Genomic DNA, 23457 nt, shown 5'->3' on the forward strand with positions numbered 1-23457 from the left:
CCCATGCATAAATCCAACCGGACCGGCCACTTCGCTTTCCGTGGGCTCAGCTTCAGTCTCCTCGTCGCTCTGCTCCTGCGGGGCCTTCAGCTTTCGCTAGTCCCACAGGAGTCTTCGTGCCCGGTCCGGTTGGGCATCTCTTTTGGATGTGAAAGTGAACAATCATCCAATCAAGCCCAACTATATGTTGTCGAAGAAAAGTGACACCTCCAGGCAGCCTCCACTTTGAGAATCCGAAGTGGAAGCCGGCGACTCCAGCGGGACAGCGAAGTGCCGAAATCCACTCGGGACGCAAGTCCCGAGTTAGTTCGGCGCGAGCCCGCGGAACGCGTCCGGCTGTAACGAAGGATTCGGCTTTTCCGGTTGTCTGTTTATTTACCTTTCACACCAAATTGAAAAAGAGACCCTTTTTGAAGGGTCTCTTTCAATTTCCACTTACATATTAATCGCCGTTACATGTTCAATTTCAGCTAGGCTTTCCAGTTGCGCCAGGCCGCTGTCTTCGGCTACTTTGTCGATTGACAGCATCATGATGGCGTCTCCCCCGGCATTCGAACGGAATACCTGCATCGTCGCAATGTTGACGCCTTCTTCGCCAAGCAAAGTCCCGACTCGTCCGATTACACCCGGACGGTCATTATGCCGGATGAAAACCAGATGGCCTTGGGGAACGATGTCCACCAAATAATTGTCCACTTTGACAATGCGTGCGCCTTGCCCGTTCAACAAGGTGCCCGCCGCTGTCCGGGTGCCGTTGGAGTTCTTCACTTCCATCGTAATCAAGTTCGTGAAGCCTTTGGCGGTAGTGGACTTGCTTTCATTGACCGTAATGCCTTTTTGATTGGCCAAATACAGGGCGTTCACGTCATTGACGTTATCCCCAAGATGGCGCTTCAGCAAACCTTTCAATGCATTGCGCGTCAACGGCCCGACTTCTATATTCGCCAATTCCCCTGAATACTGGATGTTCACTTCTTCGGCTGTCCCGTCGCTCAAGTCGGTCAGGAATCGGCCAAGGCGTTCCGCAAGATCGAAATACGGTTCGATTTTTGCCATGACTTCTTTCGGTACAGACGGCAAGTTGACTGAGTTGCGGACAGTGCCCGTCGTGAAGTAGCTGATGACGTCATTGCTGACATCCACTGCGACGCTTTCCTGCGCTTCAATCGTGCTGGCGCCCAGGTGCGGCGTTGCCACCACTTCCGGCAAGTCGAGCAAACGGAAATCGACCATCGGCTCCTGTTCAAACACGTCGAGCGCTGCACCGGCTACTTTTCCTGCTTTAATGGCGTCATACAGGGCGTTTTCGTCAATGATGCCACCTCGCGCGCAGTTGATGATCTGGACGCCGTCTTTCATCAGCTTGAATGCTTCCGCGTTGATCAAGTGGCGGGTTTCCTTCAACAGTGGGGTATGGACAGTGATGAAGTCCGCCGCTTTTATGACGTCTTCCACTGAACCGAAGTCGACGCCCATTTTTGCCGCCTTTTCAGCGGTCAGGAAAGGATCGTAAGCGATAACGTTCATGCGCTGCCCTTTTGCCCGTGCCGCTACTTCTGTGCCGATCCGGCCGAGTCCAATGACGCCGAGCGTCTTGTTTTTCAGTTCCACCCCAACATACGACTTGCGGTCCCAGTTCTGATTGCGCAGTGCATAGAAAGCTTGCGGAATCTTACGGGCCATTGACATCAGCATCGCAATGGTATGTTCAGCAGCAGAGTTCGTATTGCCGTCCGGCGCATTGACGACGATGATGCCGTGTTCCGTTGCCGCTTCCAAATCGATATTGTCCACTCCGACGCCGGCGCGGCCAATAATTTTCAAATGCTGCGCTTTTTCGATAATGTCCCGCGTCACCTGCGTCTGGCTCCGGACAAGCAAAGCATCAAAATCTTTGATGCGCTCTCCCAGCTGCTCGGGCGTCAAATTGGTTTCCATCACGATATTAAAGCCGTCCGCTTGGCGCAGCGGATAAATGCCATCTTCACTTAACGGATCACTGATTAGGATATTGTAAGTCATTGTGCCAACTTCCCTTCATTTAAATAGATTTGCTGGGCGGCTCTTACACCTTTGCCGAGTTCGATTTCTTTGCCGGCTTTCAGGACGCCAATTTCCATGATTGCAATGGCCTGCAGCATATCCGCCGGTGAACAATAGCCCATATGGCCAATGCGGAAGATGGTTTTCGCCAAATGCTGCTGGCCCCCTGCCACTTCAAAACCGAATTCCTGTTTCATGATTTTCCGGAACGCTTCTGCATCGAAGTCTGCCGGCTTAACCGCCGTAACCGTCGGAGAAGCGGCATCGTCTGTGGTCAGCAGCGGCACATCCAAAGCCTGGAATGCGGCTCGTGTCATCTTCATCATCAACTGGTGCCGCGCATATACTTGAGCGAGCCCTTCTTCCTCCATCAACTGCAGTACTTGCTGCAAACCGAACAGGATGGACAACGCCGGCGTAAACGGCGTGGTGTCTTTCAGGATATTGTCCCGGTGCTTTTTCAAATCGAGATAAAACCGCGGCTGCGGATTTGCTTCGATTTTCGCCCATGCGCGTTCGCTCGCCGCTACAAACGCGAGCCCTGCAGGAAGCATGAACGCTTTTTGCGAACCGGTGACGACGACATCGATTCCCCAGTCATCCATTTTCGTTTCGGTTCCTCCGACGCAAGAAACACCGTCGACAATAAACAAAGCATCCGATTCTTCTTTTACAGCTGCTGCAAGTTCCTGCACCGGATTCAGCACGCCGGTTGAGGTTTCGCAAAATGTAGAGAACACCGCTTTCACTTCCGGGTGTTCTTTCAGGAATGCTTTGACTGCTTCAGGGTCTGCTGCTTGCCCCCATTCCACATCCAACACATGGGTTTTTATTTCATAAGCTTTGCAGATTTTCGCAAACCGCTCACCAAAAGCACCGGTCACAACCACTAATGCTTCTTCGCCTGGCGCTACGGTGTTAACGACCGCCGTTTCCAGCCCCGCTGTTCCGCTGGCAGTTAAAATCATCACTTCCTGCTGTGTGCCGAAAACGCGTTTCAATTTCGGACGGATGTCCTGGATCATCGCGGAAGTGCTCTGTCCTCTATGGCCGATCATCGGTTGGCTCATCGCCCGGTTGACGCTCGGCGGGATGGGTGTAGGTCCTGGAATTCGCAAAATTTGTTGGTCAGTCAGCATATTGGTTTCCCCTTTCGTGTTTAGAAGCAGCAATTAAAAAAGACTCCACGCCCCTCACATAAAAATGCAAGGGGCGAAGAGTCTTTCGATTCGCGGTACCACCCTAGTTCACTGCCTCAAGATTAGATGCAGTCTCATTGGTTCACATGCGTAACGGGCACGAGCCGGATGAACCTACTGAATTTCAGTCCATCTATTCAGGAGTGCTGCAAAGGACCGGAACCGCTGATTCTCACCACCCATCAGCTCTCTTAAGATTCCTATGTGCTTCGCCTATCTCCATCGAAATAGTTTTTTGATATTTGAGTTGAATCCATCATATCAAATCCGAAAAAGTTGTCAATATAGAATAAATATTCAAACTAATTTGCAACCGTTTTCATCTTTAGCGATGCCAGTAACCATGCGCTTTTAAAAATTTTTAATATTTTTTTATTTCTTAACCGGAATTCAGAAAAAAACAATGATTAAAAATTTTTACGTTTTTTTTTGATATACTGAAGGTAAGATTTTTAAAGGAGGCTGCAATGTGATTAAAAGTTTTTCTGTAGAAGATTACTTATCAGCGAATAGAGAGCGCTTTGAAGCAATCAGCACCTACATATGGGAACATCCGGAAACGCGCTATCAGGAGTTCGAATCTGCCCGCTTTTTAGCAGATGAACTTGAAAAAGAAGGGTTCCACGTGGAACGCGGTGTAGGCGGGATTGAGACCGCTTTTATTGCAACATACGGTGAGGGCAACCCGGCCATCGGATTTTTAGGGGAATTTGATGCATTGTCTGGACTTAGCCAAAAAGCCAATAGCACCGAACAGGAAGCTTTGGCTCCGGGCGGCGTCGGCCATGGCTGCGGCCATAATTTGCTTGGCACCGGCTCTCTTGCTGCCGCTTATGCGGTAAAAGCTTATTTTCAGGAAAACGGCATCAAAGGCACATTGAAATTTTATGGCTGCCCCGCAGAAGAAGGCGGTTCCGGCAAAACATTTATGGTTCGGGAAGGCGTTTTTGAAGGGTTGGATGCGGCATTCACCTGGCACCCATCCTATTCAACTACCATTATGAGCTTATCAAGCCTTGCCAACTACCAGGTCTATTTCCGTTTTAAAGGCATCGCTTCCCATGCTGCCAACTCTCCTCATCTTGGCAGAAGTGCGCTGGACGCAGTGGAATTGATGAATGTCGGCGTCAATTATTTGCGGGAACACGTCGTGCAGGAAGCCCGCATCCATTACGCCATCACCAATAGCGGCGGCATTTCGCCGAACGTTGTCCAATCGGAAGCAGAAGTTCTGTATTTGATCCGGGCACCGAAAGTGGCACAGGTTGATGAAATCTACAAACGCGTCTGCAAAATTGCAGACGGGGCGGCATTGATGACGGAAACTGAAATGACGATTGTCTTTGATAAAGCTTGTTCGAATTACGAACCAAATCGTACGTTGGAAGAAATTCTGTATCAAAAACTAAAACAAGCCGGTCCGGTTCAGCCGACTGAAGAAGACATCGCCTTTGCCAAAGGCATCTGGGACTCTTTGTCCGACGGTGAAAAGAAAAACTTTGTCTCCGGAATGGAAAGCTTCGGCTATTTCGGCGACGGCAGCGAATTCGAAGGCAAATTCCTTTCGGATATTATTTCAGACTACGTCGCTTCCGACAAAGTTATGCCGGGATCCACTGACGTGTCCGATGTCAGCTGGGTCGTCCCGACTGCACAGTTAACGGCTGCCACAAGCGCTATCGGCACGCCGCTTCATACTTGGCAAATGGTGACGCAGGGCCTCAGCCCATTCGCCCACAGCGGCATGCTGTTGGCTGCACAGTCCATGGCAGCTGCTGCCATTCACTTACACGAAAACGAAGACGCTCTGCAGGCGGTAAAAGCTGAACACGAAAAGAAACGGGCAAAAGAGCCTTACTTCTGCCCAATTCCAAAAGACGTCAAACCTTCTGCTGTGAAGTAAATAAAGCCGCTTAGAAAGAAGGCCGTGCTTAAACTCATAAAAATAATAACAGGCAGAGAAAGATTTTTCTTTTCTCTGCCTGTTATTATTTTATCTAAAATTGTATGGACTAATTAGAATGAAGGCGGCGGCTCCAGCGGGAACAGTACGAGCTGAAGGCCCTGGAATGAGCAACGCGAATGAAGCGGCTGAAGCCGTACCCGAGGAAAGCGTCCGCCGGAATGGAGATTAGCCAAATCTCTTTTTACTTTAGTAAGATCTCGGCATGCCCAGCACGTTCTGTCCAAGGAAAGCCAGAATCATATTATTGCTGACCGGCGCCACTTGGTACATGCGGGTTTCTCTGAACTTCCGCTCCACATCGTACTGGTCCACAAAACCATAGCCTCCGTGCGTATCCAGGCAAACGTTCGCAGCCTGCCAGCTCGCTTCACTCGACAGATACTTAGCCAGGTTGGCCTGCTCTCCGTATTTTTCCCCTTCATCGTATTTCCGTGCCGCTTCGTAGCGCATCAAATCAGCTGCTTTGATGGCTGCATAAGCGCGGGCAATCGGAAACTGGATTCCCTGGTTCGTGCCGATTTTGCGGTCAAAGACTTCGCGTTCGTTGGCATAGCTGGTTGCCTTATCGATGAAGAAATAGCCATCTCCAATTGCTTCTGCTGCAAGCAAAGTACGCTCGGCGTTCATGCCGTCAAGTACGTAACGGAACCCTTTCCCTTCTTCTCCGATCAAGCATTCCGAAGGGATTTTCATATTCTTATAAAACACCTGGTTGGTGGCATAGTTGAACATCGTGCGCACCGGCTCCACGACAAAGGTTTCCGGCTGCTTTTCGCGGATTTCGCGCAAATCGACCAGGAACAAGCTGAGTCCCTCCGTTTTCTTTGCGCCCACTTGGTCCGCCGGAGTCGTTCTGGCAAGCAGCATCAATAGATCTGACTGCAAAACGCGGCTTGTCCAGTTTTTATGCCCATTGACGATATAACCCTCTTCCGTTTTTTCCGCAAAGGTCTCGATTGCCGTTGTATTGGAACCTGCTGATTCTTCGGTCACTGAAAAGGCTTGGAAGCGCAGGCTGCCGCTCGCAATTTCTGGCAGATACTTGCGTTTTTGCTCTTCGCTGCCGTGCTTCAGCAAAGCACCCATTGTATACATCTGGGCATGGCATCCGGCGGCATGGCCGCCTGAACGGTTGATTTCCTCCAGAATGATGGTAGCTTCTGTCATGCCGTAGCCTTTCCCGCCATACTCTTCGGGAATCAATGCCGACAGGTAGCCGCTTTTCGTTAAGGCATCCACGAATTCATAGGGATATTCGCGTTCGATGTCCAATTGTCTCCAATACTCATTTGGATAATCCGCACATAATTTCCGGATTTCTTCTCTTAACTGTTCTCTCTCCTGCACATTTAACTTGGCCACAAGCTTCTCCGTCCTTTCAATTTCGATTCAATCTTATTTTAGTTTTCAGCAGCATCTATCGATGTAAATGCCTGCATTTTCTCCGGATCAAATCCAAACTCTTTTAAAATGGCTGCTGTATGCTGCCCCACTTCCGGAATCGGTTTCATCACTGAACTGATTTCATCAGACGTGACTGGCGGAATCAAGGCTTTTAGCGGTCCTACCGGCGAATCCACTTCGCTCCAGCGGTTGCGTGCTTCTAATTGAGGGTGATCAACCAATTCCTTCAATGTGTTTAAGCGGGCATTGGCAATTTTCGCGCTTTCGAGAAGCTCGATGATTTGAAGGGACTCGCTTTGCTGAAAGACGTCTTCGATGATCTCTTTCAACGCCTCTTTGTTCACCACCCGCTTGGAGTTATTGTCAAACCGGCCGTCTGCCGCAACTTCAGGTTTTTTCAGCACTTCCTTGCAGAAACGCACCCATTCCCGCTCGTTCTGGATACCCATAAAGACGAACTTCCCATCTCCGGCTTTGAACGGACCGTACGGATAAATGGTGGCATGGCTCGCGCCGGTCCGTTTCGGTTCCTGTTCTCCATAAGCGGAATAATACAGCGGAAAGCCCATCCATTCCGCAAGCGCTTCAAGCATCGACACTTCGATGACGGCGCCTTTGCCGGTTTTCGACCGGGCAATCAATGCCGTTAAAACGCCGGTATACGTATACATTCCCGCTGCAATATCCGCAATGGAAATTCCTGCTTTCGACGGCGTGTCTTCAGTGCCGGTAACCGACACCAAACCCGCCTCGCATTGAATCAGCAGATCGTACGCTTTTTTGTTCGTGTAAGGCCCAAATGTCCCGTAGCCGGAAATGGAGCAAATAATCAGCTGCGGATATTTTTCTTTCAGTTCCGCCGCACTGAAACCGAGCCGGTCCACGGCGCCCGGTGCCAGGTTATGGATAAACACATCCGCTTTGGACAGCAGTTCCTCCAAGACTTTTTTCGCTTCTTCATGCTTTAAATCCAAGGCAATTGATTCTTTTGACCGGTTCGCCCAGACAAAGTGGCTCGACATTCCCTTCACCGTTTGGTCATAGCCGCGGGCAAAATCCCCGGGTCCCGGCCGTTCCACTTTGATGACGCGCGCTCCTAAATCTGCAAGCTGGCGTGTAGCAAAAGGCGCTGCCACAGCCTGTTCCAATGACACAACCGTAATCCCTTCTAATGGCAACATAACAGTCCCTCCTTCTATATTTTTCTTTAAACCGCTATTTAAACCAATCCGATCCAGGTCCACCAAGTCGATGCAACCAAGACAGTAGCTGCTATTGAAATGATGGTGGCGTATAAACCGGGTTTCAAAAAATCTTTTTGGGTGATCATGCCCGTACTATGTACAAGCAGATTCGGCATCGATTCCACAATCAACATGAAACCGAACAGGCAGCTGAGCCCTGTCGCAAAGCCGGTGACTGTCGGGTCGATACCGGCATTTTGCGCCACACTGATAATGATAGGTACCAGTACCACCACGGCTGTCGCCACATTTGAAATCAGTTTATGGAACACCTGCGCCAGGAATGTCACGATAATGACTGCAAGCAGCGGATTTTTGATCAGTGACATAAACCAGCTGACGCTTAAATACTCACTGATGGTGTCGGCTGCCCCTGAGTCAACAAAGGTATAGCCCATCGATAAGGTAACGCTAATTAATAAAATTGTATTATAATTGATCCTCACCACCGGCTCCCAGTCGGCAACACCGATTTTTGGCAATGTCATCAATACGACGCCGATCAATGCCGGGATGCTTGGATGCATGCCATGCAGCGGTTCGGCCAACCATAATGCAACAATAAACAGCAAAATGGCAAAGCAGCGGACTTCCCGCCGGTTGACTGGGCCAAGTTCCGCCAGTTTCTCCTGCATTTCGTCTTTGATCTTGGGAAAGTATTGCTGTTCTTTCGGCAAGGGAAAAATTTTAATCAGCAATAGCCAGATAGTCGGGATTAAAATCACCCATAGGGGAAAGGTATAGTAAAACCATTGAAAATACGTAATCTTAATTCCGGCAAACTGGTTCAGCAGTTCGACAGTCAGGATATTTCCAATTGCCGCAGTCATCACCGACGTGCCGCTGATGACGCCGCCGTAAGCCACGCCGAGCATAATCATTTTCCGCAGATTGCTGCCCGCTTTGGCTCCAGTCGTTTCGATAATCATACTGGAAACCGGCAAAATCAGAGCCGAACGCACCGCCGTAGAAGGAATAAAGAAGGCCTGCAGCTGCTGAATCATGATAATGCTGCCAAGCAGCCCTTTTGAATGGCTTCCCCATCTTTTCAGAATGATATAAGTCATTCTTTTGATAAGGGAAGTTTCATCAACCGCAGTTGCCAGCATCATCCCCCCGACAATCAAATAAGTGGCCGGCGAAGCAAAACCGCTGAAAACTACCGACGAATCAGCGACATTAAACAGCAGCATTGCCAGTAAAATCAGTAAAGCCGTCAGCCCCAATGAAATCGGTTCTAACGCCCAAAGAATCACTCCGGAAACGATGATTGCGGTCATGATTTTTCCTGAGTAGCTGAAGGCATCCGGCAATCCATAGTAAACAGCGATAAAGGCAAGAACAGCAAGTGCAAAAGAGCCGTATACTTTTATATCTTTACTGTCGAATCGTTTCATGCTCCCTGCCCCCTGTCTCAACCTCTTATTCGCCGCATATCATAGCAGAATCCGAACCGCTGTTACTTGGCGTAGCAAATCCAGCCGCCAAAATGATTGGTTTTGAAAAAGTTGGCAATCCGGTGGAATCCGGCTTCTTCCATCAATTCCCTTAGCCTTTTTTCGGGAATTACCGACTCTGTCAATGTCCCCTTCATCAACTCTTCCACTTTTTCTTCGGTCATCCGTGTATGATCCAGCCAGTAATTTTTCCAGAGCGACACCAACTCCTTAAATTCGGGGTCAGTCGGATCGCCAACTTTTGAAACCAGCACAAACGGCGACCCCGGCTTTAAATGAGAACGCACTCTCTTCAATAGTGCCAATTTGTCTTCCGCTTCAGCAATAAAGTGGAGCACCAGAATGCACGTCGCGCCGTCGTAAACCGATTCAGCAGGCACATTTACAATCGTTCCGCGGATAAATTCCACCCGGTCCTGCATTTCCAATTCATTTGCTTTCATAGCTGCCACTTCAAGCATGGCTTTTGAAGGATCCACTGCTGTGAACCGCCAGCCTGGATTTTCCGGGCCAAATGCTTTCAGTTCGCCCCCTCCGCCGCCTCCGACAACTAACAAAGAGGCTTCCGAATCCAAGTTGAAACGTAAAAATGTCTTCGCCAGACGGAGCATCGGATCGTAAGTCGGCAGTGTTCGCCGCACGCCTTTGTCATATTCTTTCGCAAGTTCCGTATCAAATTCCATCTTTTCGGCCATCATTTCAGCTCCTTGCCTTCCTCATTTGCTCTTTTCCATATATGGCAGCAATTCGTATATATTCTTCCTACTCGAATTTATTGAAACCGCTTTTTTCCAACGGTTCTTTAAACATCAACCAATCGATCAAACCACATAGGATATTGGATACAATATTTAACCAATTTAAACTCTATTAAAAATTCAGATAAAGGAAAGCGTAGGGAAGGGAATCTGAAGCAAAAAACAAAAACTGATCACCTTTTACTCGATCCCCAACTATTCATTATCTTATTTGTTCTTTCATAGCGGCAATAATGGCATCTGTCACTTCACCCGTTGTGGAGCTGCCGCCGATGTCCCCGGTTTTAATATTTGCTTCCAAGGTACGTTCAATTGCTTCTAAAACGATAGCTCCCATTTCCGGTTCACCTAAATGGTCCAGCATCATTTTCGCTGTCCAGATCTGGCCGATTGGATTGGCAATGCCTTTTCCGTAAATATCCGGAGCTGAGCCATGGACCGGTTCAAACATCGACGGATATTTCCCGTTAAGGTTGACGTTCGCTGCCGGTGCAATGCCGATGCTGCCCATGATGGCCGCACCTAAATCACTTAGAATATCGCCAAACAAGTTGCTCGCAACAACGACGTCCAGCGTTTCCGGACGAGTGACAAAAAAGGCAGAAAGCGCATCAATATGTTCGCTCCTTGTTTTGATATCCGGATAGCTTGCAGACAACTCGTTGAACACTTCATCCCAGAAAGGCATGGAATGGGCGATGCCATTCGATTTTGTCGCACTTGTGAGATATCCGTTTCTTTTCCCTGCTATTTCAAAGCCGTATTCCATGACACGGGACACACCTCTTTTTGTAAAGACGGCGTTCTGGACGACAATTTCATCTATTCCATTATGGACTCTGCCCCCGCTGCTGCTGTACTCACCTTCGCTATTTTCCCGCACGATTAGAATATCGAAGTTTTTGGGATTCGATAACGGCGATACCATCCCTCTAAGCTGCTTTGCTGGACGGACATTGATGACCTGTTCAAACTCCCGGCGGATTCTTAACAATAACCCACCCAACGAAACATGGTCCGGCACAAGATTTGGATCTCCGACAGCTCCCAAAAAGATGGCGTCACTCCCTTTGATCAGTTCAAGCCCATTTTCAGGCATCATCGTTCCATGTTCTACGTAGTATTCGGAACTCCAAGGATAATGAGTATAGTTAAACTTTAAGCCTCCATGAATATCAGCAATTGCATCCAATACACGAAGCGCTTCCGGTACCACTTCTTTCCCGATTCCATCTCCCGGTATGACGGCTATTTCCAATGTCTTCATGAACTGATCTCCCTTCGTTTTCCACTGTCAGCAGCTATTTGTTCCCAATCATTTGAATCAAATTTTCTTTTGTGCGAAGAATATGTTTGATGGTCACTTGTTTCAGTTTTTCCGCGTCTTTTTCTTTGATATATTGCAGCATCAAGCCATGCTCTTTATGGGACTCTGGCAAATGATTTGCAAGAAGGCTCGGTGTATACGGCGGAATGCCTTTCCATAAGGTTTCGATGAATCCCTGAATTCTTCTCCACGGACAACCTTCCCGAATAATCCGATGGAATTCCGTATTCAGCTTCATATAGGCTTCCATATCGGTCTCATCCGCTTTCAACTGAAGCATCTTATTGTAAATCGTTTCAAGCTCCTGGATCGTTTCTTCATCCAAAAATGGAAGGGATTTGACGACCGCCTCTCCTTCCAAAAGGGCCCGCAATTGATAGATCTCTTCAATGTCTTCCGTCGAAACTGGTGTTACGACTGCGCCTCTTCTGGGCTCGATACGAACCAGGCCTTCCACTTCCAGCTGCCGCAAAGCTTCGCGGAGCGGCATGCGGCTTACTCCTAATTTCTGTGCCCACTCTTCCTGCATCAGGCGTTCGCCCATTTTGAATTCGCCCTTTAAAATCAGTTCTCTTAGTTTGGTTGTGACTTTGAACTGCAAAGTGGCTCTGTCTTGTTCGGTCAATCTGATATTCTCCATGCTGCACCCCTTAAATACTTTTCTCTCAACAAAAGAAAGATGAAGTAATTTTAGCATTCTTTCGAAAAATCCGGTACGGATGAGGTGCTCATCCCTTTATTTCGACACCAAACATTTCTTCAATGTATTTGACGATGGCCGTATGGTCCTCGCTGCCGCCTCCCTGTGACCAGGCATGCTTCCACAGCTGGAAGGATGCGCTGGAGATAAACATCGGCACTTTTTCTTCTTCTGCCATGCTCATGGCAATTTTCAAATCTTTCACCATCAAATCCAGCGTAAACCCGACTTCGAAATTCCTCGTTAATACTTGGTTCGGAAATTTAAAGTCGCTTGAAAAGCTTCTTCCTGTACTGGAATTGATGACATCGAGCATTTTATTCGGATCCAGCCCTAGTTTCACGCCAAGCGCCATGGCCTCACCCGTAGCCGCTAAAGTTGTCGCAGAAATCATATTGTTGAGCGCTTTGATCGTATGGCCAGCCCCTGATTCTCCAACATGAAAAATACTCTGGCCGAGCAATGAAAGCAGAGGCTTCGCTTCTTCGAAATCATCTGCTTCGCCTCCTACCATAATCGACAAGCTTCCGTCTTCCGCTTTTTTCACGCCTCCGCTTACCGGAGCATCAATCATCCGAAAACTTTTCGTTTTCATCATTTCATTTAATTCTTTCGTAACAGAAGGGATGGACGTCGTCATTTCGATTAACAGGCTATCCGGTGTCATGCCTTCCATCAATCCGTTTGCTCCTGCCAGCGTTTCTTTGACGATAAACACATTCGGCAATACGGTGATGATGTAGGGAAACTTTTTAGCCAGTTCTGCGGGGCTTCCGGCTTCTTCAGCTCCCAATTCTACAAAAGAACGGACAAACTCTTTATTCACATCGAAAACGCCGACTTCAACCCCTTGTTCCAGCAGCCTTTTAGCCATTCGGCCTCCCATATTGCCAAGCCCTATAATTCCTGCTTTCATCCGTCATTCGCCCCCTTTTGTAATGGTCCGTTCATGCTAATGGTCTTGCCTGAATTGGGCAACGCCTTGTTCGTAAATATCGCCGCCGTGCACGTCATTGATGACAAACACCGGGAAATTCTCAATCGTCAGTTTGCGTATGGCTTCCGTCCCAAGGTCTTCATAAGCAATCACTTCCACCGCTTTTATTGAGCGTGCAATCAATGCTGCGGCGCCTCCCACCGCACCAAAGTAAACTGCCCGGTGCTTTTTGATGGCCGCCTTTACTTCTTCGTTCCGGTAGCCTTTCCCAATCATGCCTTTTAAGCCCTTTTCCAACAGCCTCGGCGTGTACAAGTCCATTCTTCCGCTTGTCGTCGGCCCCGCCGAACCAATCACTTCGCCCGGTTTAGCGGGCGTCGGTCCTGTGTAGTAAATCACTTGATCCGCTACATCAATCGGAAACGGAATGCCTTCTTTTTCCTGGTCCACCATCCGTTTATGGGCGGCGTCTCTTGCGGTATAAACCGTGCCGGACAATAACACCCGGTCTCCTGCTTTCAATGAGTCCAGGTCAGCATCCGTTAATGGCAGTATTATTTTCTTTTGCACAGTTGGCCCTCCTTACTATAATGTAGTCGTTTGGTGGCGGCTCGCGTGGCAATTCAAATTGACAGCCACTGGCAATGCAGCAATGTGGCAGGATTCCACTTCCACTTTCACGTCCAATGCCGTTGTGCTTCCGCCCATTCCTTGAGGACCGATTCCAAGCCGGTTAATTTCGTTCAGCAACTCTTCTTCAAGCTCTGCAACAGCCGGATCTTCATTCCGTTCACCTACAGAACGGAACAATGACTTTTTCGCCAAATACGTACAGCGCTCAAAGTTTCCGCCAATCCCGATTCCGACGACCAGCGGCGGGCAGGCATTCGGGCCTGCCACTTTGACGATGGATAAGATATAGTCTTTGACGCCTTCCATGCCGTCCGAAGGCTTCAACATTTTCATCGCGCTCATATTTTCTGCACCGCCGCCTTTTGCGGTCATGTGGAGAGTCAACTCGCTGCCTTCCACCAATTCGATATGGACAATGGCCGGCGTATTGTTGCCGGTATTTTTCCGGTTCAACGGATTGTAAATCATTGACCCCCGCAAGTATCCTTCGCCGTAGCCTTTTGATACGCCTTCGTTAATTGCATCGATTAAGCTTCCGCCTTTAATATGGCAATCCTGCCCCAGCTCGACGATAAAGACAGCCGTTCCTGTATCCTGGCACATCGGCACCCGTTCGGCTTTTGCGATATCGGCATTGTCGATTAATTGGGTTAAAACTTCTTTTCCGGTTTCCGACTTTTCAGCAGACAAGGCTTTTTTGAAAGCCGTGTACACGTCATCCCCCAGATCGTAATTGGCTCTCTTGCACATTTCGCTAACTTCTTCAACAATCGCCTGGTAGTGAATTTCTTTCATGATGTCTCCTCCTCACGAGCTTTCCGGGAGCTGGTGATATAAAAAGTGCCAAGTGCTTTTGCCACTAATCTTCCTTGTTCATCCATTACTGCACATTCCGAAACCACGGTGCTCCTTCCGCGGCGCAAAATGATTGGAGAAGCAATCAGCCGGGACCCTTGCCCTTTTTCGATAAAGTTGACTTTCAGTTCCAGCGTCAGCACTTTTTGCCCCTCTTCTACATCCTGCAAAATGCTAAACCCAATTGCGACATCTGCTAATGTATAAATGGCGCCTCCCTGGGCAACCCCGTACGTATTGGCGTTTTGCAGCCCCAGTTTCATTTCGGAAGTGCCGTCCTGATTTTGGGTAATTCCTAAAAATCGGCCCAAGAAATGCATCGGCACTGCATTGGGATGGTCTTCTGTAACGGTTTGATCTTGATAAAGGGACAGAAAATGCTCCATTTCTTCAAGTTCATGGTCTTTTAATGCATGAAGCTGTTTCTGGATTGCCTTTATTTGCTCAGTTCTTTTTTCAATCATCGTTTCTCCCTCTTTGCTATTGGGATAAGTTATAAAGCCACCATTACTTTTTCAACGGTTTCAAGCTTTTCCAGCTCCAGCAAATCATCAGCCAATTGTTGGCGCTGTTCTGTCGGGTACTTGCCTGTCATGTTCAGGAATTTGTCCCGGAGTTCTTCCGCCGTTACTGCATTTTCCGGGTCTCCTTTTGGAAAATCCGTTTGCTTTTTGATGGTTTCCCCGTCGGCAAAGCGGACTTCGACTGCCGCCCCCCATTGCTTCGGATACCCCGCGTCGATTTTCGGATCGGTGACCACTTTCACCTTTTTCAATAACTGGCGTATTTCTTCATCCCACAGCATTGATTCATTAAAGTCGTCCAATGTCGCACTGCCTTTCAATAAAGCAAGCGCCGAACAAAATTGCAGGCTGAATTTCGCGGCGTACTGCGTTTGCGGATTATCGTTGTCTGTAATATTCAACGCCACCTGGTAAGACTCGACCGTAACCGATTCAATATCCTCAAGTGCCGGATGCCGCTCATTGAAAATATCAATCAACAAATCGACTGCATGATGGGTATGCCGGCAGGAAGCATGGATCTTGAAGGAGTTCTCCATAATTTTAAATTCACTGCCAAGCCCTTCCGTAACACGGGAAACATCGTATTCTTCGCTCATCGCCTTAAAAAAGCCGCGATTCCCTTCCAGAATTTTTTGTGGCCCGGTAAAACCTTTTTGAGCAAGAAGCGCAGCCAATAATCCGTTCATAGCGGCTTTTCCTGTGTGCAGCTGTTTCGTCATTGCCCCGTCTTCGATAAATTCCCAAAGACCGGCCGCCTGCGTGCCGGCATTGCCGAGCGCTGCAATCGTTTGTTCCGTAGTCAAGCCAAGCAGTTTTGCTGCGGCAATGGCAGCACCGAATGTTCCGCAAGTTGCTGTGTTATGCCAGTAATAATAGTGGGAAGGCGAAACGGCTTCGCCGATTCTGTAGCATACTTCATACCCCGCAACGACTGCCGCAATCAATTCTTTTCCGGACAGCCCTTTCCATTCCGCTACGGCCAGTGCTGCCGGAATGACGACCGTTGCGGCATGGATAATCGATCCCTTATGGATATCGTCCAGCTCCACTACATGGCTCGCTGCCCCGTTCACCAAAGCGGCGTTTAAGACGGACGATCGCCCGCCGGTTACCAGATGCGCTTGTTCCGCTCCGCCCATTTCTTTCGCCAGCTCGCTGATCATCTGGACCGGCACTTTTTCCGAACCGGCAATCGCTGACCCGAAATAATCCAAGATGCAGAGCTTTGTGAACTCCACTACTTCTTTTGGCAAGTCTTCATAAGACAGCCCTAAGCTGTATTGTGCTAATTTTTGGCTAAGCTCCATCGTTTCCGCTCCTTTTCTAAAAAAATCCCGCTCTTTCTATCCCTTGCTTACTTTCCTTGCCACTGCGGTTTCCGCTTTTCATTGAACGCCAAAACGCCTTCTTGGCGGTCTTCCGAGTTTGCGCATTTATAATATTGGTCCAGTTCAATCGTCAAAGCGGTATTGAGATCGGTCTCCAAACCGGTATTGATGGATTTTTTAATGGATTTCAAAGAAAGTGGTGCGTTTTTCGCAATTTCCTTGGCAACTTCCAAAACGCCCGGCAGCAATTCTTCTTTCGAAAAAACGCCGTTTAGTATTCCAGCGGATAAGGCTTTTTCAGCCGGTATCTTATTCCCTCTGAACAGGAACTCTTTGGCCAATCCGACCGGAATGGCTCTTGGCAGCAGCTGCGTGCCGCCGACGCCCGGAATAATGCCGAGCGTCACTTCCGGCAGCCCCATTTTTGCATGGTCTGCAGCATAACGCAGGTCACAGCTCAACAGCATTTCCATGCCCCCGCCTAAAGCAAAGCCATTCACCGCAGCGATGACCGGAAACGGGAAGTTTCGAAGCTGCTCGTAAGCCTCTTCAAAAATGTCATGCTGCTCTTTCCATTGCTCATTGGTCATGCCTTTTCGTTCTTTTAAATCGGCCCCGGCACAAAAGCTTTTCTCTCCGGATGCCGTTAACACCAAAACCCGCAAGTCCGGCTTTTTCTGCAGGGATTTCAGGCATTCGATCAATTCAATGCCCATTAAAGTGTTCAAGGAATTCATCGCTTCCGGCCTGTTCAATTCCAGGATGTATACATTATCGGAAACGTATTCCTCATTTACTAAAATCGTTTGCCATTCTGCCATGATTCAGCCTCCATTTTGTAGGATTCAATTTATTTTTCTTTTTAACCGGCCGGCACCGGGTATTTGCGGTCAGAGGGCCCAGCCTTCAATAGGTAGCTCGGCGTTCGGTGTTCGACGATTTTTTCAAGCGCTGCCGATGCTTTTAAGAGCCCTTCCAGCGACAGGCCGGTATCAATGCCCATATTATGAAGCATATGAACAACATCTTCTGTGCAGACATTCCCGGTAGCGCCTGGGGCAAACGGGCAGCCGCCAAGCCCGCCAAGCGATGTATCGAAGCTGTCGATTCCTGCCTGCAGGCTTGCCAGGATGTTGGAAAGGCCCATCCCTCTTGTGTTATGGAAATGCAAATTGAATTTTTGTGATGGGAATTCACCTCGCAGCAATGAAAGCAAGCCGTAGACTTGTTTGGGATTGGCCATTCCGGTGGTGTCCGCTAATGTAATTACATCGATCTTCATCTCCACTAGCCGGTGCACCAAATTCTGAATCCTTGCCACCAGCACTTCGCCTTCAAACGGGCAGCCAAACGTTGTCGCGATGGAGACATTTAAGGTGATGCCATGCGAGTTGCAAAATTCCAATATGGTTGTTAGTTCGGTTAGTGATTCTTCTGTGTTTTTTCGCACATTTTGCTGATTATGGGTATCACTGGCAGAAAAAACAAAGTTGAGCCGGCTGACGCCATGCGACTGGGCATTTTCCGCTCCTTTTAAATTCGGGATCAGGGCGATTAAAGCGGGGCGTTGGATTTCTGCAGCAACAGCGTCAAAAAGCTCTCCGCTATTGGCCATTTGGGGAACTAGTTTAGGATGCACGAACGAACCGAATTCAAGAGTCTGTATATGAGCATTCACTAGCAGTTCATACAATTCCTTTTTTTCTTCCAAAGGAACGATTTTGGCTTCCAGCTGCAGGCCGTCTCTTAAGACCACTTCGTTTATTTGCACACGTTCAGGGAAATTCATGAAAATCCTCCTCCACTTTGATGAAACTATGCGACTTTCGCTCAAAAGATTCGTCTCTTCGACTGCGCCTGTTTTGTGTTTCTTTTTTACTCAAGCAAAGCTGTAAACAGAGTCTGGTTTGAATTACTCCTGCATCATATCTTTTCGTATTTTGTATCCAAAATTTGCGAAAAAATTTATATACGTATTTCCTTCAACCCAGATTCTGTTTCTTTGCTCCAACGGCTTGCCAATGCCGCGATTAGGACGGATTAATTTCTTCTTGGTCCATCTCGTCCAATACTTCTTTTGCTGTTCTAAAACTGTCGATAGCCGCCGGTACGCCGCAGTAGATGGCTGTTTGCAGAAACACTTCCTGAATTTCTTCCCGGGTCAGGCCGTTATTGATGGCCCCTCGGACATGCAGTTTCAGTTCGTGCGGCCGGTTTAATGCGGTGATCATCGCCAAGTTGATGATGCTGCGTGTTTTTCTTGATAAACCAGGACGTGACCAAATTTCTCCCCAGCAATATTCGGTGACTAATTCCTGCATCGGCATATTGAAATCTGTGGCATTTTGAATGGAGTTTTCAACGTATTCCGCCCCTAACACACTTTTGCGGATTTCCAGCCCTTGCTCAAACTTTTCTTTGTTCATCATCATTCTCCTTTTTAAAGCGGATGGATGCTGCGTTTTCATTAAACTGAAAAAGCCGGCTATGTACACAGCCAACTTTTTCAGTTAAAGATTTATGAAGAAATGGTTATTGGCCAGCTGCAGCCCGGGCTGCCTCGTACACATCTGCACCGATTTCATCTTCGAACTCATCGTAGATCGGCTCCAACGCCGTTCTGAATTCCTCGATTTGCTCTGGAGTCAATTCCGTGATTTCTGTTTCACCGCGTTCTTTGATCAGATCATAAGCTTCTTTATTCAAATTGATTGCTTCCTCGCGAGCCACTTTTGTTCCTTCTTCCAAGCCGGCTTCAACGATTTCTTTGGTTTCGGCATTCATGCCTTCCCAGAATTCCGTGTTGGTGAACACTGCATAATCAACGCGCGTATGGTTCATAACGGTCATATACTTTTGGACTTCATCGAATTTCTTGGACTCGATATTACTGAAGGTGTTTTCTTGTCCATCTACTACCCCTTGGTCAAGAGCTGTGTACAGCTCAGAGAAAGGTATCGACTCGGAGCCCGCTCCAAGCTCAGAGTAAAGAGCTTCCAGGACCTGTCCGCCTTGTGTACGGAATTTCAAACCTTTCAAATCATCCGGAGACTCAATCGGTCGTTCGTTGTTTGTTAAATGCTTTCCGCCGTTCGGCCACATTTTCAAGCCAAGAACACCATCGCCTTCAAGGCTGCTCAAGATTTCCTGCCCTTTTTCGCCGTCCCAGAAGGCAATTGCTTCTTCATCGTTTTCAAACATGAACGGAAGTGCTGGAACGTTAAACTGCGGGTTATTCCCTACAAACTTCGTCAAATCCGGTGCAATGAACTGCACATTGTTGGAAACTAAGTTCTGGTATTCATCCTGATCTCCGAATAACGAAGAGTTCGGATAAATTTCCACTTCAATCTTGCCGCCCGACTCTGATTCAATATACTCTTTCATCGCCAGGGCCCCTTGGTGCTTAGGTGTATTTTCTGCAACTACGTGAGAGAATTTGATGGTCATTTCCTCAACGCCGTCTGCACCCCCACCGCTTGCTGGTTCGTCACTGCCGCAAGCAGCCAAGAAAGCACTGGACGTCAGTAAAAATAAAGATAAGGCAAACTTCTTCATACACGATTTCCCCCTTAATTTGTTTTTGTGCATAAAACTAATCCAATACAGACGCTGCGTTTTGAAAGGGCTTTCATTCCAACTCGCATCCCTCCTGCTAAATTGAATTTTATGGCTGAATCAGAGTCGAATTCATCCATCTTGATTTTTGGATACAACTCACCCCAAAATTAGCACAGAAAAAACTTAATGTAAAGAAAAAATTTTAATTTTCTAACTATTAAATAGACTTAAAGATTTTGTTTTCTAAAACATTTTATAGTAGATTTCTGTCGATTAACCCAATTTTGTTTTTCTGTTTTTAGAATTATTTAAATATTTACTCTTGTTATCCTTTTCATCTTATATTATGATTTAGCTAATAATCTCGTATCCAAAATACATTGATAATGTAAGGGAGGAAAAAAGATGAAAGTTTTACGAGTTTTAGATTTGATTGAAAGCGCTTTCTCTTCTTTGTTTTTTTTGGTCGGCATTGGCATCAGTCTCTATTCCGTTTTCATGAGATATGTTTTAGGCAACTCTCAAAGCTGGGCTACGGAAATTTATACAATGCTTCTGGTATGGGCAATCTTTATCGGCTTTTCTACTGCATTAAAAGAAAACAAACACATTGCCATCGATATTCTGTATGACAAATCAGGGCCTGCTTTCAGGAAGTTTTCTCAGGTCATTACCCTTTTAGTAGGACTCTTTTTCAGTGCATTTATTTTCTGGACAGGCATGGATATGGTGATGACCGCCTATGATCAGCAAATCAAAACGATCGACCTTGGTTTCCCGATCTGGATCAACTACTTGATCATGCCGCTCGCCGGTCTACTGCTGTTCATTCGTTTTTGCGAAAAAGCTTATCGGTTCTTTGTTAAAAAAGAAGATGATACCGGGGGGGATGACATTCTATGGAAACAGTAATCGTAATTGGTTTATTATTCATTCTTGCTTTATTGCGGGTACCGATTGCCATAAGTTTGGCGGTTTCAAGTATTATCGGACTTTACCTGGTGGACTTTTCGCTTAATACGGTTATCCAGAGAATGTTTACTGGCGTCAACAGCACCACCTTAATGGCTATTCCCGGCTTCGTATTCGCAGGATTGATCATGGCGCAAGGCGGGATTTCGAAGTACCTGATTGAAGCCATCCGTTCATGGGTCGGCCATACAAAAGGCGGATTATCCGTCGTTACGGTTCTCACCTGTATGGTTTTTGCCGCGATTTCAGGTTCGAGCCCGGCAACTGCCGCTGCCATTGGCGCTATCATGATCCCAATGATGGTCAAGGCCGGCTACGATAAGAAATATTCCATGGGCTTGGTTGCCTCAGCCGGAACACTGGGAATTTTGATTCCCCCTTCTATTCCTTTGATCCTTTATGGATCTGTATCGGAACAGTCGACAGGAAAACTGTTTTCTGCAGGTATCCTGCCGGGCTTAGTATTAGGGTTTGCATTAATCATCTATGCCGTGATTGTTGCCCACAGAAAAGGCTATGGCGGACTGCCAAAAGTTCCAATAAAAGACCGGATCAGACCGACGATCAAATCCATTTGGGGTCTGATTATGCCCGTTGTTATTTTGGGCGGAATTTACAGCGGGATTGTCACACCAACTGAAGCTTCTTTCCTTGCTGTACTGTATGCGCTCATCATCTCTGTTTTTGTATACCGCGAACTGAATTTATTCCAATTCAGAAATATTCTTACCGAATCCATTAACACAACAGCCATGATTTTCCTGATCATCGCAGCAGCTCTTGTTCTCGGGACATTCTTAACTACCGAACAAGTGCCGCAGGATTTTGCCCAGTGGGTCAGCGACAGCGGGTTTAATAAGTGGACCTTCCTGCTGATCGTTTCGCTGCTATTCTTTGTTCTCGGCATGTTCCTTGAACCGACAGCCATCATTTTGATCACGCTGCCGATTCTCTTGCCGATCATTACAGCATTGGAAATCGACGTCATCCATTTTGCCATCATCATGGTTGTCAACATGGAGCTCGGGATGATTACTCCGCCGGTCGGTCTGAATCTCTTTGTTGTAAGCGGGATATCAGGCGAAAAGGTGGAAGAAGTCATCAAAGGCGTTGTTCCGTTTTTCGCGATCTTCATTATTGTGCTGGTGATTGTCATTATCTTCCCGCAGATTTCTTTATACCTCACGTAAACTAACTCGATAGACAGCAAAAAGACGGAGAGCTGAGCCTCCGTCTTTTTCTTATGAATTGCTTATTTTTACGGCCGACCGGTACAGTACATCAACCGCTGCGAGCATTGAATCTTCATCAAAATCGAAACGTTCGTTATGGTGCCCGGCCGCTAAATCGCTGCCGACGATGCAGTAAGTCGCAAGCCCGCCGAGCTCTTTTACGCGTTCCATGTAATAAGTCGCGTCTTCAGAGCCTGCCGAATCCGTCGACCATTCGACTGTTTTCTTCATCAGCGGCGACTTTTCCGCAGCCCTTGCTAAAGTTTCCACCAATTCTTTGCTGGGCATACTGCTTTTCGCTTCGCCGACAATCTCCACTTTGACTTCCACTCCGTACATTTTTGCAGCACCTTCTAAAACATTGAGGGCTTGAGAACGGATGTAGTCATTGATTTCCGAAGTTTCTCCGCGTGTTTCCACTTTCAGTTCCGCCAGTGAGGGAATGATGTTGCGGCCGGTTCCGGCATTCAAAACGCCGACATTCACCCGTGATGCGCCTGCCGAATGCCGCGGAATTCCGTATAAGCCGAGTACCGCTGAGGATGCTGCCATTAACGCATTGCGTCCTTCTTCCGGCTTTCCGCCGGCATGGGCCGCTGTTCCTTTAAAGGCGATATCCATTTTAGTCGTTGCCAAAAACCCGGAATTTCCAGCTACAAACTCACCGGATGGCACTCCGATGCCCAAGTGCATGGCGATAAAGAAATCGACGTCATCTACAACTCCCGCTTCCACCATCGACTTGGCTCCGCGCGTCCCTTCTTCAGCCGGCTGAAAAATCAGTTTGATCGTCCCGGCCAGCTGTTCTTTATTGTCCATTAGGGTTTTCGCAAATCCAAGACCAATGGAAGTATGGCCATCGTGTCCGCAGGCATGCATCTTAAACTCATTCAACGAAGTGAAACCTTTTTCAAACGGAATGTGGCCTGCAGACATGTCTTCCTGAATATCAAGCGCATCCATATCAAAACGGTAAGCAAGAACGGGACCTGGTTTGTTGGTCTTTAACGTCGCAACAATTCCTGTCATGCCATTTTTGAATTTCGGCAGCCAGTCGATATTGGCACCATTTTGTTCAGCCCACCTGTAATGCGCATCCAAAATATCTTGTGTCGGCACACCCATGCGCGCTTCTGCTTTCATAACTTCTTCCGCAGTGCTCAAGCCATAGCCAAGTGAGTCTAAATACGCTGCGACAAGAGAAGCTGTACGCATTTCCAAAAATCCGGATTCGGCATGTTTGTGCAAATCGCGGCGCCAGCGAGTCATCTGATCCTGCAATTTTTCATCCAAAAATTGCTCTGCCATCTTTTC

21 protein-coding genes and 1 other annotated feature are annotated in these 23457 nt (G+C 47.7%); of the genes, 3 read left to right on the forward strand and 18 right to left on the reverse strand.

Translation table 11 applies throughout. The features are described 5' to 3' along the window. Positions 1 to 435: 435 nt before the first annotated feature. Together serA and BLQ32_RS00660 are read right to left on the reverse strand one after the other, a co-directional pair. Entirely contained in the window at positions 436 to 2022 is a 1587-nt protein-coding gene (gene serA, locus BLQ32_RS00655) for a phosphoglycerate dehydrogenase (RefSeq protein WP_074508703.1), read from the reverse strand. Continuing rightward, entirely contained in the window at positions 2019 to 3182 is a 1164-nt protein-coding gene (locus BLQ32_RS00660) for a pyridoxal-phosphate-dependent aminotransferase family protein (RefSeq protein WP_074508704.1), read from the reverse strand. Before BLQ32_RS00660 ends, serA begins: the two co-directional genes overlap by 4 nt. 66 nt (positions 3183 to 3248) lie before the next feature. Beyond that, positions 3249 to 3477, reverse strand: a binding site (T-box leader). 237 nt (positions 3478 to 3714) lie between these two features. On the opposite strand from BLQ32_RS00660, the gene BLQ32_RS00665 reads away from it, so the two are divergent. Then, complete coding sequence (locus BLQ32_RS00665) at positions 3715 to 5145, forward strand: M20 family metallopeptidase (protein WP_074509084.1); 1431 nt, start codon at positions 3715 to 3717, stop codon at positions 5143 to 5145. 249 nt (positions 5146 to 5394) lie between these two features. On the opposite strand, the gene BLQ32_RS00670 is transcribed toward BLQ32_RS00665, so the two are convergent. The 15 genes from BLQ32_RS00670 to BLQ32_RS00740 all read right to left on the reverse strand — a co-directional run bounded on the left by BLQ32_RS00670 (position 5395) and on the right by BLQ32_RS00740 (position 19936). After that, a complete protein-coding gene (locus BLQ32_RS00670; RefSeq protein ID WP_074508705.1) occupies positions 5395 to 6570 on the reverse strand; it encodes an acyl-CoA dehydrogenase family protein in 1176 nt (391 codons plus the stop codon). 38 nt (positions 6571 to 6608) lie between these two features. Further along, positions 6609 to 7793 (reverse strand): CaiB/BaiF CoA transferase family protein, encoded by a 1185-nt coding sequence (locus tag BLQ32_RS00675; protein WP_074508706.1) that lies wholly within the window; start codon positions 7791 to 7793, stop codon positions 6609 to 6611. 38 nt (positions 7794 to 7831) lie between these two features. Further along, the gene (locus tag BLQ32_RS00680) at positions 7832 to 9253 is read right to left on the reverse strand and encodes an SLC13 family permease (protein WP_074508707.1); all 1422 of its coding nucleotides are present in this window, start codon (positions 9251 to 9253) and stop codon (positions 7832 to 7834) included. Between the two features lie 62 nt (positions 9254 to 9315). Then, positions 9316 to 10008: a class I SAM-dependent methyltransferase gene (locus BLQ32_RS00685; RefSeq protein ID WP_244890297.1), complete on the reverse strand. Its 693-nt coding sequence runs from the start codon at positions 10006 to 10008 to the stop codon at positions 9316 to 9318. Between the two features lie 265 nt (positions 10009 to 10273). After that, positions 10274 to 11338 carry a tartrate dehydrogenase gene (locus BLQ32_RS00690; protein WP_074508708.1) on the reverse strand — a complete coding sequence of 355 codons (1065 nt, stop codon included), beginning with the start codon at positions 11336 to 11338 and terminating at the stop codon, positions 10274 to 10276. Between the two features lie 34 nt (positions 11339 to 11372). Then, complete coding sequence (locus BLQ32_RS00695; RefSeq protein WP_074508709.1) at positions 11373 to 12038, reverse strand: GntR family transcriptional regulator; 666 nt, start codon at positions 12036 to 12038, stop codon at positions 11373 to 11375. An 88-nt stretch (positions 12039 to 12126) separates the two neighbouring features. After that, on the reverse strand, positions 12127 to 13014 hold the full coding sequence (locus tag BLQ32_RS00700) for an NAD(P)-dependent oxidoreductase (protein ID WP_074508710.1): 888 nt from the start codon (positions 13012 to 13014) through the stop codon (positions 12127 to 12129). A 36-nt stretch (positions 13015 to 13050) separates the two neighbouring features. Continuing rightward, entirely contained in the window at positions 13051 to 13605 is a 555-nt protein-coding gene (locus tag BLQ32_RS00705; protein ID WP_074508711.1) for a Fe-S-containing hydro-lyase, read from the reverse strand. A 15-nt stretch (positions 13606 to 13620) separates the two neighbouring features. Next, positions 13621 to 14463 (reverse strand): fumarate hydratase, encoded by an 843-nt coding sequence (locus tag BLQ32_RS00710; protein ID WP_074508712.1) that lies wholly within the window; start codon positions 14461 to 14463, stop codon positions 13621 to 13623. Further along, a complete protein-coding gene (locus BLQ32_RS00715; RefSeq protein WP_074508713.1) occupies positions 14460 to 14987 on the reverse strand; it encodes a PaaI family thioesterase in 528 nt (175 codons plus the stop codon). The genes BLQ32_RS00710 and BLQ32_RS00715 overlap by 4 nt, the downstream gene beginning before the upstream one ends. Before the next feature lie 29 nt (positions 14988 to 15016). After that, a complete protein-coding gene (locus BLQ32_RS00720) occupies positions 15017 to 16357 on the reverse strand; it encodes an MmgE/PrpD family protein (RefSeq protein ID WP_074508714.1) in 1341 nt (446 codons plus the stop codon). A gap of 47 nt (positions 16358 to 16404) precedes the next feature. Then, positions 16405 to 17199: an enoyl-CoA hydratase/isomerase family protein gene (locus BLQ32_RS00725; protein WP_074508715.1), complete on the reverse strand. Its 795-nt coding sequence runs from the start codon at positions 17197 to 17199 to the stop codon at positions 16405 to 16407. A 41-nt stretch (positions 17200 to 17240) separates the two neighbouring features. After that, positions 17241 to 18167: a hydroxymethylglutaryl-CoA lyase gene (locus BLQ32_RS00730; RefSeq protein ID WP_074508716.1), complete on the reverse strand. Its 927-nt coding sequence runs from the start codon at positions 18165 to 18167 to the stop codon at positions 17241 to 17243. 241 nt (positions 18168 to 18408) lie between these two features. Next, positions 18409 to 18804, reverse strand: a complete 396-nt coding sequence (gene pcaC / locus BLQ32_RS00735; RefSeq protein ID WP_074508717.1) for a 4-carboxymuconolactone decarboxylase — start codon at positions 18802 to 18804, stop codon at positions 18409 to 18411. Positions 18805 to 18910: 106 nt separating this feature from the next. Then, positions 18911 to 19936 carry a DctP family TRAP transporter solute-binding subunit gene (locus BLQ32_RS00740; protein WP_074508718.1) on the reverse strand — a complete coding sequence of 342 codons (1026 nt, stop codon included), beginning with the start codon at positions 19934 to 19936 and terminating at the stop codon, positions 18911 to 18913. Positions 19937 to 20344: 408 nt separating this feature from the next. On the opposite strand from BLQ32_RS00740, the gene BLQ32_RS00745 reads away from it, so the two are divergent. Both BLQ32_RS00745 and BLQ32_RS00750 read left to right on the forward strand, forming a co-directional pair. Beyond that, a complete protein-coding gene (locus BLQ32_RS00745; RefSeq protein WP_074508719.1) occupies positions 20345 to 20851 on the forward strand; it encodes a TRAP transporter small permease in 507 nt (168 codons plus the stop codon). After that, positions 20839 to 22101 carry a TRAP transporter large permease gene (locus BLQ32_RS00750; RefSeq protein WP_074508720.1) on the forward strand — a complete coding sequence of 421 codons (1263 nt, stop codon included), beginning with the start codon at positions 20839 to 20841 and terminating at the stop codon, positions 22099 to 22101. Before BLQ32_RS00745 ends, BLQ32_RS00750 begins: the two co-directional genes overlap by 13 nt. Positions 22102 to 22152: 51 nt before the next feature. Here BLQ32_RS00750 and BLQ32_RS00755 read toward each other — a convergent pair whose 3' ends face one another. Then, on the reverse strand, positions 22153 to 23451 hold the full coding sequence (locus tag BLQ32_RS00755) for an amidohydrolase (protein WP_074508721.1): 1299 nt from the start codon (positions 23449 to 23451) through the stop codon (positions 22153 to 22155). Between the last annotated feature and the right edge of the window lie 6 nt (positions 23452 to 23457).

The organism is Planococcus glaciei (assembly GCF_900099655.1).
Classification (GTDB): Bacteria; Bacillota; Bacilli; order Bacillales_A; family Planococcaceae; genus Planococcus; species Planococcus glaciei.